Source organism: Aeromonas eucrenophila, assembly GCF_000819865.1.
Taxonomy (GTDB): domain Bacteria; phylum Pseudomonadota; class Gammaproteobacteria; order Enterobacterales; family Aeromonadaceae; genus Aeromonas; species Aeromonas eucrenophila.
In genome coordinates this window covers 345263-358083 of the sequence record NZ_CDDF01000011.1, presented here as the reverse complement: position 1 = coordinate 358083, position 12821 = coordinate 345263, and the positions used below count along the sequence as shown (strand labels likewise).

General features: G+C 50.7%; 19 protein-coding genes. 16 read left to right on the top strand and 3 right to left on the bottom strand.

Features of this window, described 5'->3' with window-relative positions; translation table 11 throughout:
* The first annotated feature begins 506 nt into the window (after positions 1 to 506).
* Positions 507 to 1646, top strand: coding sequence for an XRE family transcriptional regulator (locus BN1124_RS11975; RefSeq protein WP_042642159.1), 1140 nt, complete (start codon positions 507 to 509; stop codon positions 1644 to 1646).
* Positions 1643 to 2152 (top strand): DUF4411 family protein, encoded by a 510-nt coding sequence (locus BN1124_RS11970; protein WP_042642157.1) that lies wholly within the window; start codon positions 1643 to 1645, stop codon positions 2150 to 2152. The genes BN1124_RS11975 and BN1124_RS11970 overlap by 4 nt, the downstream gene beginning before the upstream one ends.
* A 95-nt stretch (positions 2153 to 2247) precedes the next feature.
* On the opposite strand, the gene BN1124_RS11965 is transcribed toward BN1124_RS11970, so the two are convergent.
* A complete protein-coding gene (locus BN1124_RS11965; RefSeq protein ID WP_042642155.1) occupies positions 2248 to 2946 on the bottom strand; it encodes a hypothetical protein in 699 nt (232 codons plus the stop codon).
* Between the two features lie 313 nt (positions 2947 to 3259).
* On the opposite strand from BN1124_RS11965, the gene BN1124_RS11960 reads away from it, so the two are divergent.
* The 6 genes from BN1124_RS11960 (at position 3260) to BN1124_RS11935 (ending at position 5766) form a co-directional block, all read left to right on the top strand.
* On the top strand, positions 3260 to 3427 hold the full coding sequence (locus BN1124_RS11960) for a hypothetical protein (protein ID WP_156128299.1): 168 nt from the start codon (positions 3260 to 3262) through the stop codon (positions 3425 to 3427).
* Positions 3424 to 3867 carry a recombination protein NinB gene (locus BN1124_RS11955; RefSeq protein ID WP_042642151.1) on the top strand — a complete coding sequence of 148 codons (444 nt, stop codon included), beginning with the start codon at positions 3424 to 3426 and terminating at the stop codon, positions 3865 to 3867. Before BN1124_RS11960 ends, BN1124_RS11955 begins: the two co-directional genes overlap by 4 nt.
* Positions 3864 to 4181: a Ref family recombination enhancement nuclease gene (locus BN1124_RS11950; protein WP_042642149.1), complete on the top strand. Its 318-nt coding sequence runs from the start codon at positions 3864 to 3866 to the stop codon at positions 4179 to 4181. Before BN1124_RS11955 ends, BN1124_RS11950 begins: the two co-directional genes overlap by 4 nt.
* On the top strand, positions 4178 to 4609 hold the full coding sequence (locus BN1124_RS11945; RefSeq protein ID WP_042642147.1) for a hypothetical protein: 432 nt from the start codon (positions 4178 to 4180) through the stop codon (positions 4607 to 4609). The genes BN1124_RS11950 and BN1124_RS11945 overlap by 4 nt, the downstream gene beginning before the upstream one ends.
* A complete protein-coding gene (locus BN1124_RS11940; protein WP_042642145.1) occupies positions 4593 to 5291 on the top strand; it encodes a TIGR02642 family protein in 699 nt (232 codons plus the stop codon). The genes BN1124_RS11945 and BN1124_RS11940 overlap by 17 nt, the downstream gene beginning before the upstream one ends.
* A 73-nt stretch (positions 5292 to 5364) precedes the next feature.
* Entirely contained in the window at positions 5365 to 5766 is a 402-nt protein-coding gene (locus BN1124_RS11935; protein ID WP_156128297.1) for a hypothetical protein, read from the top strand.
* Here BN1124_RS11935 and BN1124_RS20930 read toward each other — a convergent pair.
* Complete coding sequence (locus BN1124_RS20930; RefSeq protein ID WP_082041565.1) at positions 5763 to 6419, bottom strand: DUF1353 domain-containing protein; 657 nt, start codon at positions 6417 to 6419, stop codon at positions 5763 to 5765. The genes BN1124_RS11935 and BN1124_RS20930 overlap by 4 nt on opposite strands.
* Before the next feature lie 197 nt (positions 6420 to 6616).
* Between BN1124_RS20930 and BN1124_RS20495 the strand changes: the two genes are divergently transcribed.
* Complete coding sequence (locus BN1124_RS20495) at positions 6617 to 7909, top strand: DUF3427 domain-containing protein (protein WP_048822955.1); 1293 nt, start codon at positions 6617 to 6619, stop codon at positions 7907 to 7909.
* Between the two features lie 18 nt (positions 7910 to 7927).
* On the opposite strand, the gene BN1124_RS11925 is transcribed toward BN1124_RS20495, so the two are convergent.
* Entirely contained in the window at positions 7928 to 8716 is a 789-nt protein-coding gene (locus BN1124_RS11925; RefSeq protein ID WP_042642142.1) for a hypothetical protein, read from the bottom strand.
* Between the two features lie 93 nt (positions 8717 to 8809).
* Between BN1124_RS11925 and BN1124_RS20925 the strand changes: the two genes are divergently transcribed.
* The 7 genes from BN1124_RS20925 (at position 8810) to BN1124_RS11890 (ending at position 12797) form a co-directional block, all read left to right on the top strand.
* Positions 8810 to 9274: a thermonuclease family protein gene (locus BN1124_RS20925; protein WP_231553637.1), complete on the top strand. Its 465-nt coding sequence runs from the start codon at positions 8810 to 8812 to the stop codon at positions 9272 to 9274.
* Positions 9275 to 9778: 504 nt separating this feature from the next.
* The gene (locus tag BN1124_RS11915; RefSeq protein WP_042642138.1) at positions 9779 to 9991 is read left to right on the top strand and encodes a hypothetical protein; all 213 of its coding nucleotides are present in this window, start codon (positions 9779 to 9781) and stop codon (positions 9989 to 9991) included.
* Positions 9988 to 10479: a lysozyme gene (locus BN1124_RS11910; protein WP_042642136.1), complete on the top strand. Its 492-nt coding sequence runs from the start codon at positions 9988 to 9990 to the stop codon at positions 10477 to 10479. The genes BN1124_RS11915 and BN1124_RS11910 overlap by 4 nt, the downstream gene beginning before the upstream one ends.
* Positions 10422 to 11033 (top strand): DUF2514 domain-containing protein, encoded by a 612-nt coding sequence (locus BN1124_RS11905; RefSeq protein WP_331415505.1) that lies wholly within the window; start codon positions 10422 to 10424, stop codon positions 11031 to 11033. Before BN1124_RS11910 ends, BN1124_RS11905 begins: the two co-directional genes overlap by 58 nt.
* A gap of 39 nt (positions 11034 to 11072) precedes the next feature.
* Positions 11073 to 11252, top strand: a complete 180-nt coding sequence (locus BN1124_RS11900; RefSeq protein ID WP_042642131.1) for a hypothetical protein — start codon at positions 11073 to 11075, stop codon at positions 11250 to 11252.
* Positions 11253 to 12128 carry a hypothetical protein gene (locus tag BN1124_RS11895; RefSeq protein WP_042642130.1) on the top strand — a complete coding sequence of 292 codons (876 nt, stop codon included), beginning with the start codon at positions 11253 to 11255 and terminating at the stop codon, positions 12126 to 12128.
* A 45-nt stretch (positions 12129 to 12173) separates the two neighbouring features.
* Positions 12174 to 12797: a hypothetical protein gene (locus BN1124_RS11890; RefSeq protein ID WP_042642129.1), complete on the top strand. Its 624-nt coding sequence runs from the start codon at positions 12174 to 12176 to the stop codon at positions 12795 to 12797.
* The last annotated feature ends 24 nt before the right edge of the window (positions 12798 to 12821 follow it).

Here is a 12821-nt window from a genome sequence, read left to right as displayed (position 1 = left end):
CTGCTCTTGCTGCTCTTGCTCTTCTTTTTCCATTATTTATTATTTACTTATGGTAAATTGAAGTGGGAATTTCGTTTTTTAATAGTCTATTTTTAGCAGTGAATATGCTACCGCCCCTGAGTTACAGCCCCCAGATTACTGCTTTTGATCTGCGATCAGATGACATTTCCTTGTCATGGGTAGGCCTTGCATGGAGCTTGGGCACCGTGCAGGAATCGTAACTCATATGGTTCCGATTGTTGAGTGTAATGAGCACTGAATCAGGAGGGGATCACAGATTTGCGGAGGGACTACAGGGGAAGTAGGAATACCCTCTGGAGTTGGTGCTCCAGATAGGTCTGGGGTGGATGGATAAGGGAGTTCATGTATCATGTGCCTCCTTCATCCGAGAGCTGTTGATGCTGCAAAAGTGTGAGCCGTGTCGTACTCGTTCAGCCCCTTCTGCTCTGTACGGCATCCAGTAGGCTCTCTACAATGATATTTAATTCAGCAAGGTAAGAGTGGCTATGACAACGGCAAGCATCAATACAGACATGTTGATTTGGGCGCGTGAGCGTTCCGGCATCGCTGTGACTGATTTTGCTAAGAAATGTGGGGTGACCGAGGAACGGCTGCTTGAGTGGGAGGCTGGTGAGCGTGCTTTGACCTTTAACCAGGCAATGACCTATGCCGAAAAGGCCTATGTTCCATTCGGTTATCTCTTCCTTCAGCAACCGCCGGTTGATGAGCTTCCCATTCCTGATCTGAGAACGGTTGACGGCAAGGGGGTTGGTCGCCCTAGTGCGGGTCTGCTTGATCTCCTCAAGCTGATGCAGTTACGTCAGGAGTGGTACCGCGACCATATCAGGCAGCAGTTTGCTGAGCCGAACCCAATCCTGGGGCGTTTTGATGCTCGCTCGGATGCTAATGCAATAGTGAAGGATATGAGAACCAAGTTGGGGGTCCCTGAACACCCGACTAGAGGTAACTGGGAAGACTACTATCGTGACCTGGTTCGGCGGATAGAGGGCTGTGGCATCCTTGTCATGCGCCAAAGTGATGTCGGCCATCATACACGCCCTCTCTCTGTAGAAGAATTTAGGGGGTTTGCGATGGTAGACAGCTATGCCCCATTGTTATTCGTCAATGACGCTGATTCTCCTGGAGCCAGGTTGTTTACCCTTATCCATGAGCTCTGTCACATCTGGATAGGCCTGTCTGGTATATCTGACGGGGGAGTGAGTAGTCATCGGCTGGAGGAAACAGTCTGTAATGCTGTCGCTGCAGAGTTCCTCGTCCCTGCTTCTGAGTTCCGTAAAATGTGGCGTCATGAGTATGACGATTGGCGTGAGAACCTTGCGGACCTTGAAGCCCATTTCCACGTTAGCACTTGGGTACTTGCTCGTCGTGCGCAGACTCTTGGTTTCATCAGCCAAGAGGATTACTTTGAGTATGTAAGAAAGCTACGCCAAGATTATAAGAATCGTCCTGATACAGGCGGTGGTCCGAGTTATTACAAAGTCAAAAATGCGCAAATCAGCCATCTATTCTCTAGTGCAGTTGTGAGCGAGGCGCTCAGTGGTCAGTTGTTGCTACGGGATGCCAGCCATCTCCTCGGTGGGATAAAACCTGGAAAGATTGCTCAATTTGCTAGGGAGCCTCGGTGAGATATCTGCTTGACGCGAATACCTACATTCAAGCAAAGAACCTGTACTATGACATGGAATTCTGCCCGGCTTATTGGGACTGGCTAGACCTGCAGTACAACCAAGGGGTGATTGCTAGTGTCGGTATGATTGGCCGGGAGTTAAAGGCTGGTGATGATGCGTTAGCGCAATGGGTAGCTACACGGGCACACCATTTTGTCGATGACACCGATCCGGCTACTCAAGCGCATTATGTGAATATTGTGCAAAAAGTAGCATCTTCTAAACACTACAATCCGGCTAACCGAGATCAGTTCTTGGCTAAAGCAGACCCATGGCTTATTGCCAAAGCGATGGCAATCGGGGCTATTGTTGTTACCCAAGAAGGGTTTGTGGACCCCTCCTCGCGTAAGGTGAAAGTGCCGAACATCTGTCGAGAGTTCAACGTTCCTTGTATCAATACTTATACGCTGTTGCGAGAGGTTCAGGCTCGGTTTGTTCTGGGGACTTCGAGCTCCATGCCTTAAGATGGAAAAATAATGAGTCTGCAGTGAGGTGCGGTAAATACATGAAGGAGAACCAGTCGAAGGGTTATCTATTTTGTAGTTACCGCACTCATAAACTACGACAATTCATTATCTTTTGGAAGGTATATATAATCTCTATCTGAAGTGTCGTAGATAAATCCACACCCAATTAGCACCCCAATCCTAAATATACCAAAATATAATAACGAGCCTAGAACCATTTTGATACTTTCAAAAAAAGTTGGGTTATTAATGTCAGAAATATAAAATAATACAGATAGTACGGACTCGGTTTTATCGGAGCCAGCAAAATAGTTTACAAGGCTAGCAACCAAGAATGCTAGACAATACCTTTCTAGTTGTCTGTTAGAGTCCTTTTCTTTTTGCTCTTCCTTTACAACATCATAAGCAATAGAGTTGTTTTCCCTTATTGCCATGGACTTTAAGCGGCTGACATGAATACATTCTCTTCTAGGCTGCCGGTCAACAGATGTTGAATTGAAAAACATTAGTATTTTAGTTGGTAATGACATTGCTATTCCGAGAATACAGAATTTGATAGTTGTTATAATGAAGGTTATGTATAAACTGAAAAAACAGATGAAAACCAAGATATCACCAATTGTAATCTTTAATTCTATGTCGCCCCATGTCATGTTTAGCAGAGAGATGTTGTTGGCTTGAATCAAGGAACTATCTAAAATCATTATGAATGTCCCAAGTAACACGAAATATTTAAAATCATCTGCTTTATCTAAAATTTTATTCGCTTCCGAAGCTGTTTTTTCAAGCATGTTAACCTACCCATTTATAACCGTAATGATTTATTTTCTTGTGCCGGCATGCCCTTTCTAACCAGCCCCTGAGGGTTCGTTTACGATTGAAGCCACCAGAAAGCTAAGTGTTTCAGTCTACTGAACATCAATGCAAGAAATATCAACTGATCTGCGCTGTCTAGGCCCTTTTTAGGGAGCGTGCGTTATGAGTCTTAGCATAATCAGAAGCGCCGATAGTTACTGCTGCGTGACAGAAATTAATAGTAGTGGGTACCATAGTCAGCGCCGGACCTAGACCACCCGGCTGTGTATGACCAAAAGGGCCCAGACCATGACCAAACAATATATTCAAAATCTATCTATTACGTTTCCGTTGGACGGCGTTGGTATACTCAGTCACCAGCTCAATTATGAGTTGGCTAATTCTATAGAAGAGTTTCCTTTCAACCCTGAGCAGGTTGATCTGTTCCAGATGCTGGTCGGGGAGGGCGTAGCTTGAACACCTACCCCAAGTATTTCCTCCGCAGCCCTGAAATCCGGTCCCGTGCTTGCCAGTTGGTTGCTGGCCTACCGGTTGACCAGGACAAGCCGCTGGTCATCGAAATTAAGGAGATGACCCGGAGCCTGGCTCAAAACTCCATGTTGTGGGCATGCCTCACCGATATCGCCGAGCAGGTGAACTGGCACGGCCGCAAACTCGCCAAGGAGGAGTGGAAGCATGTCCTCAGCGCCGCCCTGTACCAGCAGGACGTGGTACCGAATATCGACGGTTCCGGTTTTGTAGTGTTGGGCAAGTCCACCTCCAAGATGACTGTGCGGGAGATGCGCGACCTCATTGAACTGGCCCAGGCCTTCGGCGCCCAACAGGGCGTGCAGTTCGGGGATGAATCCCGCCGCGGCTTCGACTGGGTGGCCGCATACGGTAGGGCCGCGGCATGAGCAAGACCAAGGCTGATAAGCAGTGGCTGGACGATGTCAGCTCTCTGTGCTGCATTGCCTGCCGGAATGCAGGCTTGGGGCCGAGCCTCGCGGAAATTCACCATGTGCGCTTTGGCGTCGGGATGGCGCAGCGCGCTGCCCACACTCAGGTGCTACCCCTTTGCCCACGCCATCATAGAGCCTGCTACCCCACCGGCTTCCACGCCGCCCCCAAGAGCTGGCAAGCCGAGCACGGTAGTGAGGAGACTCTGCTCACCCAGGTGGCCAGAGAGGTTGCCGCACTGCGCAAGAACACCATCGGGAGGGCGGCATGATCCACCTTTCCGTCCTCGATGCGGCCCGACTACTGGGTAACAGTCCCAAGGCCAGGAACGCAGCCAACCAGGTGCGCAAAGCCCAGCAGGTCACCAGCCTGCACGACAAGGTGCTGGCCCAGATTATTGGCTTCCCTGACCCGGTCACCGAGCTGCTGTTCCACCCCAAGCGCAAATGGCGCTTCGACTACGCCTGGCCGGCCAGCATGATCGCACTCGAGATCCATGGCGGGATCCACTCCGGGGGCCGGCATACCAGGGGGAGGGGGTTTGTAGAAGACCGCACCAAGATGAACGAGGCCGCCCTGCTTGGGTGGACCGTGCTGGAAGTTACCCCCGAACACATCAAGACTAGCCAGCTGCGCGCCTGGCTTCATCGAGCATTTCAGAGCACCACAGGAGAACCTACTCATGAACCGATCCGTTGAAATGGCCCTACGCCTGTTCTCTCCCCGCGGCGCTCTGACCGAGGTCGCCCGGGGGACTGCCGGCCCACTGAATCGCGAGGACATCTTGGGGGCCCTGCAGATGGCCGCCAAGGATAACCCTCAGGGGTACCAGTATCTGATGGCTGATCACCTGATGGATGAGCAAGCCATCCAGGGGTTGCAGGCATACTTCTGCAGGACTCTGGGTGATGACGAGGCCGGCGGTATGGCGGTGGCCATTCTGCTGCGCCGCCCGCTTCCCGAACAGCTTGAGCGGCTGGTGCCTTCCCACCCTCACTATGACAAAGAGCGCCGCCGTGCAGCCGTGGTGATGGAGAAGGCCAAACGGGCGCACCGTGCTGGCAATGGCCACGAGTACCGGCGCCTGTTGGCGGAGCGAAATGGGATCCTGGCCGCGGCACATAACCGTTGTGTGGATGAACTGCTGCAGACTGGCCGTTGCCCCCACTGCCAGGGAACTGGCAAGCGCCCCCGGCTTGGTGATGAGTGTCCGAAGTGCCATGGTACCGGGCGAGTGGTACCGGATGCTGAGTTGGTATCTCGACGGTTTAGCGTACAGATGCAGCAGGCGTTAGAACATGCTGTTGATGAGGTGTTCCACCAAGCGTCAGACCTGTCAAAGCTCATGGACCGGCAGATGAGGGAGATGTCGATCTCTTAGAAACATGCTCCATTGCTGGATTCAATAGAGGATACTAGAGTTTGAGGCTACAGCGCTTTCATAGGTGGACAGGATGAATACCGTGCTAGCTCTTATCCCACTACTTGCGGCCCTGGGGTCCCAAGGCCATAACGATAGTGCATACCCGATCTGTGACTCCTTTGTCGAAGATGCGAAAGCGTATTCGGTGCGGGATAAAGATGAGTTGATTGCGTTGCGCGCTGAGGTGCGTGATGCAACAGATCTAGCCTACTTCGAGAGGCTTTATTCAACCTCCTCCGATAAGCTGCTTGCTGCATATGCTCAAGAAGATGGGTTGACCCTGGAGCAAGCCAAGGCCAAGGCGTTTCATGATGCTCAGGCATGGGAAGGGGCGCTGTTGGATGTCGGGATCTCTATGCAAGGAGTCACACAAGAGGCCGACTGGAACGCGGTCTTCAAAGGCTGTCTTGATAATCTACAGGCCTCCCTTTAACCAAGTGTTGATGAGCCGGCTCGCGTGCATTGCCTATATACAGGTCCTGCTGCGGGCTGGATAACACTGGCGCTTATCGTGTAATCAGATGACTTTTCCGATATGGAAGGTTGAGCAGCTTCTACTGCTGTACCTGTGCGTATGCGTTCTTCAATCTGCTGCCAAGTGTCATACGAGCCAAAGTTCATATACTTTTCTGGCACAAACCTGATTGCATGGTTTCTCTTTGCTTTCCCATTATCATCCCATGACTTCTGGCCTGCGTACTTCACCGCATAATAGATACTTTTCCGTGTCTTTTCCGAAACGTTAGCATCAGACATTGCGTTCAAGAGAATGTGGTCTGCACATTCTTTATTGCAATTTTCTGGCTGAGTCCAGTAAAGGTAATCATGAATTACTGCTGCTGGAGTGTACTGACCACAAGGTGGGAACACTGCCCAAAACATCCTCGGCACACTTGCTAAGTCTGTGGCGAATCCGCGGGGAGCGATGACAACCATACCTGTAGCCGGGTCCCTATATTCCAAGGGTTGATGAAGTACCCAATATTTCCCATCACCAGTTAATGTCGCAGTCATCGGCGTTGTCATGAGCGTTGTTGTTGAACAGCCGCAGAGTAGCCCTGTTAGTAGAACTGCAGGGATCTTCATATGAACCTCCTTGTTCAATAATTAAACTAGAACGTTAGTGCTCACAGATAGATTTGCCAAGTTACCCCCCCATATCGGCTGAGTTTTTACCTAGAAGTTAGTTGCTAGGCGTGTGCAGCGTTTGAGGCTGACCTAGTGGTATATTGGTACATCATTGATTTTGGGATGGCGACGTGGCTGTGGCGAAGAGACAAAAAGTGAAGCACAAGGATCTCATTGGAACGTTGAGTGGGCTGACTAGGGACCACATACTGCGCGCAGCAGAAACTTATCAGCGTCTTGGTGGGGAAGTTCCAACCTACCAGAACTCCACAGTCTATGATCTGCTCGTTGGTGAACGACGCTATCCGCCAAAAGCCATCCTTGGCTTGGCTGCTCAAGAGCTTCTTGGCTATGAATTCCCTTCATCAAAATTCTCCGGAGGGTTGAAGAGCCCATGCTTCAATATCCTGGAGACGCTGGGGTTCACCATCGTTACTAAAGATGTTCCTCTTCGTCTGCTACCGCACCATTTGTATTCCCGTGAAGAGGTGGCTGCGATCCTCGCTCCAGGGACATCGTTCACCCCGGGGGCCGGGTCATGGGGACTATCTGGGATCATCAGCAAGGCGCCGGGCGAAAGAGACTTTGTCTTCTTCGTTACTCTCGGCATGCATGAGAGCAATGACTATGATGATGCCTTGACGGCTGACGGCTTCCTTATCTGGAAGTCACAGAACCAGCAAACGCCTGAAACGCCTCAAATCCAACGGTTAGTTGAGCATGACGAGAGCCGCCATAACGTGCGGCTGTTCCTCCGAACGTCCAAGAAAGAGGACTACACCTACATGGGGCCGCTGGCCTTCAATGATTGGGATCCTCTGTCAAAGAACCCTGTCCATTTCACCTGGAAACTCTTGAACTGGCCTCTGCCATCAAATATCCAAACGCGCTTCTCAGAGCACGTTAGGCCAGCCTTATCCCCCTTGTATCACCCCGAACCAAAGCAAACCCAACCTGGGACCTTGGCGGAGGGATCACCTCCGAAAGCAACGTCGAAATCAGGAAAGGGAGGGAAGGGAGTCAAAGGTGGCATCGTTGACTGGGCAGCCAGAGAGCAGAGAAATCGAGACCTTGGCCATGCCGGGGAGCTCCTTGTCATAGAGCATGAGAAAAAGCGCTTGTGTGATGGTGGACGTAATGACCTGGCCTCCAGGGTCGAGCATATTGCTCTGAGCGATTCTGCCGCTGGTTATGACATTGTCTCGTTCGAGCTGGATGGAGGTGAGAGATTCATCGAGGTCAAGACCACCACAGGACCAGCCTCCACCCCCTTCTACATCAGCGAGAATGAGGTAGCTGTTTCTCGGCAGCTTCAAGAGCGGTTCTGGTTGTACCGAGTGCACAGTTACTCTCGAGAGCAAAACCATGGGGAGTTCTTCTCGTTGAAGGGGGCGGTAGAGGAGGGCTTCAACTTATTGCCGGTTCAGTATAAGGCTAGTGTTAAATGAAAAGGCCCTGATGGGCCTTTAGTCTTGGCTTGTTGCAGCAGAACTAACTTGAGTCGGGTCCTCGACAGTTAAATTTAGGGGAACGGTCGAGTTGGTTTTTGATGGGATGAAATAATGCTCTGTGCCATGAGTAAGAATTGACTCGGATGCTTTCTCCATTTTAATCCAGGCTAGAAACTTATCAATATTCTCATCTTCATTTGTTCCTCTAAACATATAAAACGCGAGGGTAAAAGTAATGATTATGTACCCACAGAGGATCGTGATGTCTATTTTTGTTTTTGTATCTATTGGTGCTAGACCCAAAGTTATACCTATTAATGGTATAAACCAAGCTGTTTTTAAAATTGATTTATCATCCTTTCCAGATGAGCTTATTTTTCTCCACTCAATTAAAGTCTCTATTGGGATATTGTTTAGAACATGACTGTTCTCAAAATACTCTTTGAAGTGGATGTATCTGATGAACAGCCGATTCCATTTTTTATTAAGTAGACAAGAATCTGGTTTTATTATTTTTTGTATGGCGAGTGTCAAAAACCACCTTATGATTAAGGCTGCTAGCATCGTGACTATTGTAGAGATAAAGAAAACATACTTGTGGTTGGCCGGTGACGCGCCGGATTCAAATAGCTGCATTAGTGATAGAATTATGTTCGGCGCACTTATCATGATATAAATAGCAAGTGACAGATGAAAATACCAACTCTTACCATAAGCCATAAGTAAGTTTTTTGAACTGGTTTTTGTATAAATAGAAGCAATTTCGTCGAGCAAAATAAAAATATCTGGAGTGTTTTTTATCATAGGTAAACTACCATGTAAGCGAGATGACTCTATTGAGTCACTATCGTCAGTTGGTGTCAAGATTGAGAGAAACACATGTCCAAGTCATAACTGGTGTTGATCTACATTCTTCTCTGCCTGGCTTCAAGTGTACGTGCAGAGCAAGTGTATATAGGGAAAGTCGTATCAGTGAGTGATGGGGACACGATTTCTGTATCACGCTATCCACAACTACTGTTAAAGATTCGCTTAGCTGGTATCGATGCACCCGAAAAGAAACAGGCATTTGGTCAGAGGGCAAAAGAGTCACTAAGCAAGCTTATTGCCTGGCAAAAGGTCAGAATTGTGGAGGTTGGTACGGACAGGTATGGCCGGGTGATCGGGGATGTGTATGTGCAAGGCTTGTGGGTGAATTTAGAGATGGTCTCACAAGGGGGTGCGTGGGTTTATCGCCACTACAGCCATGACCCGCGGCTATTGAAAGCAGAAGAAAAAGCAAAATCTAGCCGCTCAGGACTATGGGTAGAACCAACGCCAGTACCTCCATGGGAGTGGCGGAAAATACAGAAAATACGATGATATCAAAGAGTTGAAACTTGAACTCTATGAATGTCATCAAGCATAGAATGTTCACCTCACAAGCGCTTTGACATTTGTCGATAAAGTACGGTAGAAAGTATTAAAGGAAGATGTCTTAGCAAGGAAAGCCACATGTGAATGGTATTCAACATATCGGAGGTAACATGATAGGTTTTCATAAGTTATTGGAAAGGCTAATGGAAATGTTAGCTGAATCCAGCAAAGTTAAGATATCTAGCATCCACCGTTTTCGAATAGAGCAGATCATATCGAAATATGGAAATGATCAAAAAGAATATCCGGAGGAACCGCTAAAGGAATTGAGGGATATCTACGATACTTACTGTGTCAGTGCCTATACATGGCGTGCCTATAACTAGCGTGTTGAAGTTGTGAAATTTTAACGTTAGGATTGCCCCATCATGGCCAGAGTCTCACCGACCCTGGCCTTTTTCATTTCTGGCCCGCCTCGTGCGGGCTTTGTCGTTTCTGGAGGGGCGATGCATGGGGAAAGAAGAAGAACTTGCGACGGCTGCGGCTGCCGCGGGGGTGGCAAAGAGCGCACCGCCGGTGGTGGTATCCGGTATGACGCTGGCCGGGTACTCGCTCAATGACTGGGTGCTGGCCGCCACGTTGATGTGGATAGCGGTTCAGATGGGGTGGTTCATCTGGTCGAATATCATCAAGCCACGCCGCCAGCAGGGAGGTACAGAGTGAGTAAGGTCCGCATTGCAATCGCGGCCCTCACGCTGAGTGCCGCCGGCTTTGTGGGGATCCTAAATCGGGAGGGGTATGAGCCGTTGGCTTACCCCGACCCGGTACACGGTACCAAGCTCCCCACCATCGGATTTGGAAGCACCGAGGGGGTCAGGATGGGTGACACCATCACACCCGTCGGGGCATTGAACAGAAGCCTGCGAGAGGTGCGGGCATTCGAGGACTCCCTCAAGGCCTGCATCAAGGCTCCGCTCCACCAGTATGAGTTCGACGCCTATGTCGAGCTCTCCCACAACATCGGCCCTGGTGCCTTCTGCCGCTCCACCATAGTGAAGCGCCTGAACGTTGGTGACTATCCTGGGGCCTGTGAGGCGATCCTGTTGTTCAAGCGTGCTGGCAATCAAGACTGCTCTGTACCGGGGAACCGGGTATGCCCCGGGCTCTGGAAAGACCGGTTGCGCCTCAATGCGAAGTGCAAGGGGGAGTGATGGTAACGACTCCACAACGCAGGGTGTTGCCGTTCCTGGCCGGCACCCTGGTGATAGCCGCCCTGGCCGGTGGTGGGGTGGCGCTCTACTGGTCTGGGCAAGCCGATGGGAAGGAAGGGGAGCGCAAGACCTGGCAGGCGAGATGGGATGAAGAAGCAGCCCGCCTGGCCACTGCCAGGACCAAGGCCGAGCAGAAGGCCCGGGAGGAAGAACAGCGCCGGCAGACTGAAATCGATGAGGTGAGAGACCATGCACAAGAAGAAATCGCTCAGGCACAAGCTGATGCCGCTCTTGCTGGCCTTGAGTCTGGCCGGTTGCGCGAACAAGCCCGCCGCCTGGCAGCTCGAGCAAGTCAGTGCTCCAGCAATCCCGGCACTGCCCAAGGAGGCCCGGCAACCGAACAACCTGCCATGGTGCTCGCCGACCTGCTCAGCAGGGCTGACGAAAGAGCGGGTGAGTTGGCAGCAGCGTATGACCGAGCTCGAGCGTCAGGACTAGCCTGCGAACGGGCCTATGACTCCTTGCGCACCGCGACCATGAAACCCCGCCCATAACGGCGGGGTTTGTCTTTCTGGGGGAAGGAGGTGAGGCAGATGAACTGTAGCAGTGAAGTGGTAAACGGTATCGACGTGACTGGGGTCATCACCCGCGTAGAGCACTACGACGGAGCAGAGGCCCTGGTTGTTCTTTCCTCCGGTGTTTCCGTCGTGGTGCCGGCGGCCCATAAGCCAGCACCTGGTGACACCATCGTTGAAGGCGAGCTATCTCTCTAAATGGCAAAGACCGACTGGGCAGAGCTCAATGCAGAGTTCCTGCAGGAGCATGAAGCGACCGGCATCAGTGCGAAAGACTGGTGTGACAGCCGCGGCCTGAACTACAACTCGGCGCGTCGCTATTTGAAATCTCGGGGGCAATCCCCTGCGCAACCCGATAAATCTCGCGTAGCTGCGCAAACTGCGCATTCCGAAGTGCGCAAAACTGCGCAATCTGCGCAACGTGCGCAAGCCAAGGGGAATGAAGGCAAGACGAAAGGGGGAGAGCGAAGAGGGGGAAGGTCATCCTCATCCCCACACATTCAGGCCAATTCTACCCAAGGCGCGAACAACAACGGCCGTGATGGCAGTGGCCGCTTCACCGAGGGCAACCCTGGCAACCCCAACCCGCCGGCGAACATCAAGCCAGGCATGCAGCTGACCAAGACCCACGGCGGCTATGCCAAGTTCCTCGACTCCCAAGAGCTGTTCGACGAAGCTCGCGAGCTGCAACTGCGTGACGAGCTGGACTTCACCCGGGCGCGAGTCATCTCTGTCACCGGGTTGCTCAAGGGCCTGCAACAGGACCTGGCCACGGCTGCCGAGATGGCCGACCGGCTCGCGCTCTATGACAAGATCCTGAAAGCCGAGCAGGCCCTCGACCGCAACATTCAGCGTATCGAGTCCATCGAGCGCACCTTGAGCACTCTACGCATCGACGAGGTGAACGCTCCGAAGATTGAAGCTGACACCAGGCGGATTGAGGCCGCAACGCGTAAGTTGACCGCTGAGGCAGACCTGCTGGAGAAGGATGGCGGTGCTGATATGACTCCGGTGGCAGAAATGACGGCTGAACTTCAGGGAATGGGGACTGGTGGGCTGATGAGTGACAGTTGAATTTGATAATATCACCCAATGCCTTTTAGATATGGAGCCCAAGTAATGTCGGTTGATAAAGACCTAGAGAGACAGTACCGCAAAAACTTGATGATCGTAGCCAGTCTTGTGCTTATGTACTCCATAGCAGGGGGGCAGATGACAAGTGATCTTAGTATGTTTGGGGCGAAGCTTACTTTTAGCCGGCCTGAGTGGTTAGAATATGCAATGGTTTTTGTTATGTGTTTTTTCTGGTGGCGGCATTGGCAGGTCAGTAAAGACATTAGAAATGATATAAAAAATCAAGCCATTCATAATGCAAAATTTCCAAATTACGTGTACGAACATATTAAAATAAGACTGTGCGATAGATTTGGGTGTAGTGAAGATGACTATGTTGTTAGGCCTTCTATTTATGGTGTTGAAATAGCAGAAAAAGCAATCCCATTTAGTGATAGTGGAACTGTTTTTAATCTGACCGATGTTGGTTTTATCAGCGTTGTATTTTCAGGTGGCAGCGAGATTTTTGAATTTAAACTTGACAGTACATGGTGCATAGCCAGTTTTAAATATAGAGTGGCGTGGGTAACTAACGCAATTCATCAGACACAATTTGGCGATGCAATATTGCCAACGTTGACTTCCATGGCCGCTATTACTTCGTACTTTCTACAAAAGATTATCTTATAGTGTCCATTTAGACCTAAACCCGCT

Bases quoted from the DNA above. Each gene is read 5' to 3' on its own strand.
- BN1124_RS11905 (WP_331415505.1), top strand. From the start codon at position 10,422: ATGCCCCGGGCTCTGGAAAGACCGGTTGCGCCTCAATGCGAAGTGCAA.
- BN1124_RS11890 (WP_042642129.1), top strand. From the start codon at position 12,174: ATGTCGGTTGATAAAGACCTAGAGAGACAGTACCGCAAAAACTTGATG.
- BN1124_RS11945 (WP_042642147.1), top strand. From the start codon at position 4,178: ATGATCCACCTTTCCGTCCTCGATGCGGCCCGACTACTGGGTAACAGT.
- BN1124_RS11960 (WP_156128299.1), top strand. From the start codon at position 3,260: ATGACCAAACAATATATTCAAAATCTATCTATTACGTTTCCGTTGGAC.
- BN1124_RS11900 (WP_042642131.1), top strand. From the start codon at position 11,073: ATGAACTGTAGCAGTGAAGTGGTAAACGGTATCGACGTGACTGGGGTC.
- BN1124_RS11950 (WP_042642149.1), top strand. From the start codon at position 3,864: ATGAGCAAGACCAAGGCTGATAAGCAGTGGCTGGACGATGTCAGCTCT.
- BN1124_RS11935 (WP_156128297.1), top strand. From the start codon at position 5,365: ATGAATACCGTGCTAGCTCTTATCCCACTACTTGCGGCCCTGGGGTCC.
- BN1124_RS11940 (WP_042642145.1), top strand. From the start codon at position 4,593: ATGAACCGATCCGTTGAAATGGCCCTACGCCTGTTCTCTCCCCGCGGC.
- BN1124_RS11965 (WP_042642155.1), bottom strand. From the start codon at position 2,946: ATGCTTGAAAAAACAGCTTCGGAAGCGAATAAAATTTTAGATAAAGCA.
- BN1124_RS11975 (WP_042642159.1), top strand. From the start codon at position 507: ATGACAACGGCAAGCATCAATACAGACATGTTGATTTGGGCGCGTGAG.
- BN1124_RS11925 (WP_042642142.1), bottom strand. From the start codon at position 8,716: ATGATAAAAAACACTCCAGATATTTTTATTTTGCTCGACGAAATTGCT.
- BN1124_RS20930 (WP_082041565.1), bottom strand. From the start codon at position 6,419: ATGAAGATCCCTGCAGTTCTACTAACAGGGCTACTCTGCGGCTGTTCA.
- BN1124_RS11895 (WP_042642130.1), top strand. From the start codon at position 11,253: ATGGCAAAGACCGACTGGGCAGAGCTCAATGCAGAGTTCCTGCAGGAG.
- BN1124_RS11915 (WP_042642138.1), top strand. From the start codon at position 9,779: ATGGGGAAAGAAGAAGAACTTGCGACGGCTGCGGCTGCCGCGGGGGTG.